Below are 5689 nucleotides of genomic sequence, written 5' to 3' on the forward strand. Positions count from 1 at the left end.
GGATGGCACGAGACATGATCTCGTCGGCAATATCCGCAATCCCTGGATCGAGTGGCAGAAGCGGAATTCCGTCCAAGGCGTGCAATCGCTCTGCTGCAAGTGTTGAATCACCAGCCAATGCCTCGTCGATCACCAATTGTGACACAACAAGTTGGTAGTTGGTTCGCTCATCGTTCCACCACTGGTGGGTCAACAATTGTCGAGCCGCCATCACAACTTGTGAACTCGGCTTTTGCCGCAAGTAGCTAACGACCGACGTTTCGATGTAGACAGTGTCCATGGCGGAATTGTATCACGGCGAACATTAACCCTCATCGGGGACGGGCGAAAAATTTGCAAGCAGGCGAGAAAACGATCCACCCGTCCTCTGGTGGATGGGCTGTTATCCGCCAGCAGCGACGGCAGCGTTGCGTTTGTACAGCTCAATTCGTTCAGAAACCTCTTTAAGCGGTTTTCGATCTTCAACACACTTTCTCACTCGTTTGAGTGTTGTCACTTGTGAACGTTTCAACTCATCGCGAGCCAGGATAGAGTCAATTGCGTCAAGCAGGGATGCATTAGCGTTCGATTTCGGTTCGATTTCAATCCATATATACTTTCCATTGCGTTTGTGCGGGAAGACAACGGGCTGTTGCAATTGTGTTCTTGCGGCGTCACTCCAGTATCCATAGTGCGGGAGGAAAAGAGTAATTTCAATTCCCGCGTCGGTCTCAAATCTTGCGCCGTATGAGCCCCCATCGAAATACATCCCGAACCCTTTGAAGGACATGGGAGCATCGAGGTCGATGCCATTCAAGGTATCAGTGGCACGCTCAATCGGGAATCGACTGTAGCCGATCAATTGCGCTGACGCCGGGGAGAAGGCAGCGACGAAAAGGGCTAAAGATAACAGTGTACGCATCGGATTCAGTCGGCGAACGTCGGCGTTGACCGAGCACCGCCAATGTGGTTTCCATTTGTAAACGCGCCATGCGGTGCTCCGGTGGACGTCATGGTTCTGTCGATATTCGAGTTTCGCTTTTTAACTTTGGGCCGTTGGCGGACGGAATGATGAGCTCTTCAAGTCTGATCCGGGCCGACTTTAAATTAACGATCACGGCAAACGTGTTGGATCTCACGGAATGATCAATCTGCCAATCGCAGGTGTGATCGATTGCCCTGAACGAAACGGCGACGGTGGCAACGGGGCAATCGGCAAGTTTCTTCAGCATGTCGTTGATGGCGGTTGTGTCGCCCCGAAAGCGTAAGGTTGACACACGCATATTCGACTGACCATCAACAAGTCTATAGTTGTCGGATTTCAGGGCAGCCACGACCTGTATGACCGCGTGCTTCGGGTAACCAAGGGTGAAGGGAATTCGGCAATCGGAACCAATCTGCACTAGAATCCCGAAAGCGGAATTCGCCGTCACGGTGAGTAGGCTCGCGGTGACGATGGCGATGAAAAGGGCTCTTATCCGTGACATCCGTGTACTCCTTCAAGTGCACGCTTGTAATTGCTCAAGTGGAGCCAACGCCGTCAAAGACGATTCCCACTTGAAGTGAGACAGAACGGTGGTGATCAGCGGGTTTGAACTACATCTTGGAAAGCAGCTTATCATAGTCAGAATGAGAGCCAATCCAAAACCAGGTCACGGTATCGCCGTCAAGCACACAGACAGCCCGGTAATCCAGCGTGATCCGAGCAGACCAAATGTTGTCGTGGCCGGAAATTGCCTTGAATCGCAATCCAGGGTGCGAGGAGTCTGCAAGAAACTGGCGGTACGCTTCCCGAGTTTGCTTTTGGAGATGGCTAGGCAAGCGAGAAAAGCGCTCGCGAAACCGACGTGTAGTGAACGAGTTCAAAGTTCATCGGGGATAAGCGGGAGTGCTTCGCCGGAGTTCTTTTCAGCCAAAGCTTCAGCGGCAAGAGATGCAAGCAAATCGGGCGACTTGGTGAATGAAGCGTCCCAGCGTCTGTCGTCTTCGAGTTCAGCGAGAAGCCATTTAGCGATCGCGTCTTGCTGTTGCGGCGGTAGTTTGGATGCGTTTTCAAACGCTTTCTCAAGCAGGTTAGTCATTGGTTTCTCCTTCGCATATTATAGGTGGCTTAAGCAGTTGCAGCAACCATCAAGCGACGGGCATCACACGGGCGGATAACGACCGCGATAACCGAGTCGCGGGGGTTGATTCTCCATTGCGAAATCGCCCGGCCACCGCGACTTCGGGAGAGTAGACCGAGGTCTCTTTGGTTTAGGTTACACTTTGTATTCCCTGTTTGCCACTGGTTTCCCGTTGTGGTGTCACAAGATTCGAACCTTGCCGCATTGACCCTCGGCCCCTCGTAGATCCGGACGTGCGCCTTTAACGCATCCGGCTCCCAGATTTCACTTGCCTCGCGTACTGCGTAACTTGCGGTCCATAGCGATCAAGTCCGTCAAACACTTCGGATTTACCAGCGGATGAAGATCCGTGAAGCGATTGAAATCATCCCAGTTCACATAGCTGTTCTGGCTCCGGCGACTCAAGTGACGCTTCGCCATCCGGCGAACCTTACTGCGATACGCCGCCAGCAACGGCCAATTATCATTGATACCGTAATACTGGTAGTGACCACGAAGTTTCGCGTTAAGCACCGGCCACATTTCGCCCACCGGAGTCGATAGCTGATGATGAAACCAGAGACGCATCTCCGCCAACTTCACTCGCATCTTCTTGCCAGACGTCTTCCTTTTCAGTTTGAACCTGCCTGCTCGACTACGACCACAGTAATGAGTAAATCCGAGGAAGTCGAAAGTGCCCGGAGCACCTTCGCCCAGTCGCTGGCAATCGCGACGGGCCAAGCGTCCGAACCGTAACAACTTCGTTTTGTCCTCGGCGACACATAACGAGAACCGATCCAATCGCTTGGGCAAGACCGTTTGGTATCGCACCGCATCAGATTCGAGTTCGAAGCAACAAAGGAAGTCGTCAGCAAAGCGCAGCAAGTACGCTTCGCCTCCGAGCCGCGGTTTGACTTCTTGTTCGAACCATTCATCTAACACGTAGTGTAAGTACACATTGGCTAGTATCGGTGAGAGACTGGCCCCTTGGGGGACACCCTCTTCGGTTGCCTGCAACTGGCCATCGATCATCACGCCTGCTTCGAGAAAACGTTCGATCAGCCGAAGCAGTTTCGGGTCGCTGATACGTTTCCGCAACAGCTCGCCTAAACGCTCCTGACTCAAATTATCAAAGAAACCTCTGATATCCGCGTCACTGATCCAGTTCACTTTCCGCGTGGCGATGATCCCACCAAGAGTCGCTAAAGCCTCATGACACGATTTCCCAGGGCGATAACCATACGAGAAGTCATAGAAGTCGACTTCGTAGATTTGCTCCAAGATCGTCACGACTGCGCGTTGGACAATTTTGTCTTCGACGCAAGCGATTCCCAGCGATCGCGTCTTCCCATTCCCTTTCGGGATGTTCTTTCGCAAACTGGGCTTCGGGCGATAACTGCCACGATGAAGTCGCTGGAGCAAGTCGCGAAGGTTCGCTTCGAGATCCTCCTCGTAGTCCTCGACCGTGACGTTGTCGACTCCTGGCGTTTTGCCTCGTTTTAGTCGGCGAAAGGCGTACCACAACAACTCATAGTTGAGCATCGAGAAGAGGTTATTGAAAACCGCTTCTGGGGCTCCCTTCGCTCTTTGAAAGGTGCGATCCAGCCGGGTTATCACTGAGGTTCCGTCTCTGAGTACGGGCAGTGCCTGGTCTGGATCGCGTGAAATCCCGACCGCCTTCCCTACACCGATATTACTCGGCTTGTCACTTCCCGATTGGTCTTCGGGCTGCAGCGGTACTATTCGGTCGTCCGATTCCCTGAAAGTCATTTGTCTTCGTTGCTTATTCCACTTCTAGGACATACTCGATCGAGCAAGCTGGTCTGCTTGCGGTCGATCAAGAACCTCAGGGCCTCACTGGTTGCCTGATTCACATGATGTGTAGAGCGAATGGGGCGCCGACTCCAGGTCTCTTCACGAGGCTCGCCAATGACGCGTCGTGAAGTGTTGCCTTGGGGCGTGAACAAACCTTGGGCAGAATCCAACAGGTACCTAATTTCGGAGCTAATCCCGTTCACGGTCACAGGGCCACCTGTGATCCATTCATCCTCACTACCTCTCTGTGTACGCTTCAATCGAAGACTTCGGGGAACCACCTGCGACAGCAGACAATTGCTTTGGGCCCTTATACTTCGGCTGCAACACTCGATACTGGGCGTGTGGCTAGCACTTACCCAGGCGGGATTTCCACCCGCTAGTCAATCAGACCTTGCCAGTCCGCACGTTCACGACATGGTTCGCCGTGATTCGTTCAGATCGGGGCGAAGATGATTGTAACCGAGATCCGATACGCTTTGCCCATGTCCTTGGCCAAGCTTGGGTCGTCGTAGAGATTTAGAGAGACTTTGTAGCCGTCAAAATTGCCATACATTCTTGCCCAGCGTCCCGCCTTGAACACCTGGTCTCGATCATGTTCAAGGACCCTTCGTGTATCGCCGTCGACTACGATCTCTTGCGTCTTGGTATCTACGTTGTAATCGGTTTCCAAGCCGAAGATTTTCGCGTAGTAAGCCCAAGCTTGTTCGTAAGAGTGGTGTTCCCCTAATCCAACTTGCAGCGTCCGCAGCCCATCGTCTTTCTCACCAAACTTCCAGTCGAGGTTGTTCCCGACTGCCGTGACAGCAGCATTAGGCGGAATTCGCCATTGCGACTTTTTTGACTTGGGATTTATATCGCCAGCATGCGCTAGCTGAGAAATCGCAACTAGTCCAAAAAAACAGAGCAGGTTTCGCATAGTCTGAGACTCTCCTTGTCGACGAACGTTGGTCGTCAGCGGGTCGCGTCGAGAGAGTTGGCAAGTGCCAAAACGCTTTACACGCGACTCCGGTTCACGGCATCGTTATTCGCTGGCCTGTTTTTTAGTTGAAAGATCAGGCGAGGACGACCATTTACCCGACAACTCGCTAAACATGTGGATGTATCCAGGCTCCAAGATCATAGCTGAGTCCTCTGATAAAGATGGCGCTGCGCCGGTCTTAATCGAATCCCAGGAACGAGTTGCCCCACTGAAACCCCAGGTCGCAAAACCAATGCGATAGATCGCCAGGTTTGCGCCAACATAGGGAGTGCATTTCTTGGCATTCTCGTCGCTGAGTTTGTGCGTTTGCCAGTTGCCGTTCGCGTCGACCGCAACAAGCTCAGCAATTGAGTCACCTTCGAGCGCGAAAGCAATCAAGTGCGAGCCCGAAACAGGAGTCGCCCTTATTCCGTCCGGGAACTTGTGAGTTGTCCATTCTCCAATTTGCTTGCTATAAGCAGTGAATGCATTTGAATCACCAATGCGAGCGACCACGACTGACTTATTTGCAACAAAATCCGGAACGCTATCCTCGGCAGGCGTGTTCGTCGCAAATGAAATGAATGCCAATAGCGCTATTATCGAGAGAAGTCTGGGTGTCATCAAAGCGTTCCAGTGAGAGTAGTCGGACGGGTCTCAATCGAATAACGACCGGCGTCACCGGGCGGGGAGAGTAAAGTTGTCCATTTCAAATTCGGCCGCAAGCCCCGCTCCGTGTGCACATACTCTTGGGTGGACTTATTGGATTTTGAAACGAAAATGGCTTCTCTCGATGTAATAAACGAGCTGAATCACGAGGATTCGCTCACTT

The 5689-nt window shown here is 52.4% G+C and carries 8 protein-coding genes; 1 reads left to right on the forward strand and 7 read right to left on the reverse strand.

All coding sequences use genetic code 11. The annotated features are described in order from the left end of the window. Positions 1 to 280 (reverse strand): PIN domain-containing protein (locus tag CA13_RS34635; protein WP_473087439.1); only part of this gene is annotated, 280 nt, incomplete at its 3' end. Between the two features lie 102 nt (positions 281 to 382). Further along, entirely contained in the window at positions 383 to 901 is a 519-nt protein-coding gene (locus CA13_RS04050; RefSeq protein WP_146394707.1) for a hypothetical protein, read from the reverse strand. A gap of 220 nt (positions 902 to 1121) precedes the next feature. Between CA13_RS04050 and CA13_RS34640 the strand changes: the two genes are divergently transcribed. Continuing rightward, complete coding sequence (locus CA13_RS34640) at positions 1122 to 1247, forward strand: hypothetical protein (RefSeq protein ID WP_419193914.1); 126 nt, start codon at positions 1122 to 1124, stop codon at positions 1245 to 1247. Between the two features lie 328 nt (positions 1248 to 1575). Here the strand turns inward: CA13_RS34640 and CA13_RS04055 are convergent, their stop codons facing one another. From CA13_RS04055 to CA13_RS04075, 5 genes are all read right to left on the reverse strand, one after another. Then, entirely contained in the window at positions 1576 to 1845 is a 270-nt protein-coding gene (locus tag CA13_RS04055) for a ParE family toxin-like protein (RefSeq protein ID WP_146394708.1), read from the reverse strand. Further along, positions 1842 to 2060, reverse strand: a complete 219-nt coding sequence (locus CA13_RS04060; protein WP_146394709.1) for a hypothetical protein — start codon at positions 2058 to 2060, stop codon at positions 1842 to 1844. Before CA13_RS04060 ends, CA13_RS04055 begins: the two co-directional genes overlap by 4 nt. 306 nt (positions 2061 to 2366) lie before the next feature. Then, the gene (gene ltrA / locus CA13_RS04065) at positions 2367 to 3851 is read right to left on the reverse strand and encodes a group II intron reverse transcriptase/maturase (RefSeq protein ID WP_146394693.1); all 1485 of its coding nucleotides are present in this window, start codon (positions 3849 to 3851) and stop codon (positions 2367 to 2369) included. Between the two features lie 481 nt (positions 3852 to 4332). Continuing rightward, on the reverse strand, positions 4333 to 4815 hold the full coding sequence (locus tag CA13_RS04070; RefSeq protein WP_146394710.1) for a hypothetical protein: 483 nt from the start codon (positions 4813 to 4815) through the stop codon (positions 4333 to 4335). Between the two features lie 105 nt (positions 4816 to 4920). Further along, positions 4921 to 5481, reverse strand: a complete 561-nt coding sequence (locus tag CA13_RS04075; protein WP_146394711.1) for a hypothetical protein — start codon at positions 5479 to 5481, stop codon at positions 4921 to 4923. Between the last annotated feature and the right edge of the window lie 208 nt (positions 5482 to 5689).

Source organism: Novipirellula herctigrandis (assembly GCA_007859835.1).
GTDB lineage: Bacteria > Planctomycetota > Planctomycetia > Pirellulales > Pirellulaceae > Novipirellula_A > Novipirellula_A herctigrandis.

Bases quoted from the DNA above. Each gene is read 5' to 3' on its own strand.
- CA13_RS04050 (WP_146394707.1), bottom strand. From the start codon at position 901: ATGCGTACACTGTTATCTTTAGCCCTTTTCGTCGCTGCCTTCTCCCCG.
- CA13_RS34640 (WP_419193914.1), top strand. From the start codon at position 1,122: ATGATCAATCTGCCAATCGCAGGTGTGATCGATTGCCCTGAACGAAAC.
- CA13_RS04060 (WP_146394709.1), bottom strand. From the start codon at position 2,060: ATGACTAACCTGCTTGAGAAAGCGTTTGAAAACGCATCCAAACTACCG.
- ltrA (WP_146394693.1), bottom strand. From the start codon at position 3,851: ATGACTTTCAGGGAATCGGACGACCGAATAGTACCGCTGCAGCCCGAA.
- CA13_RS04070 (WP_146394710.1), bottom strand. From the start codon at position 4,815: ATGCGAAACCTGCTCTGTTTTTTTGGACTAGTTGCGATTTCTCAGCTA.
- CA13_RS04075 (WP_146394711.1), bottom strand. From the start codon at position 5,481: ATGACACCCAGACTTCTCTCGATAATAGCGCTATTGGCATTCATTTCA.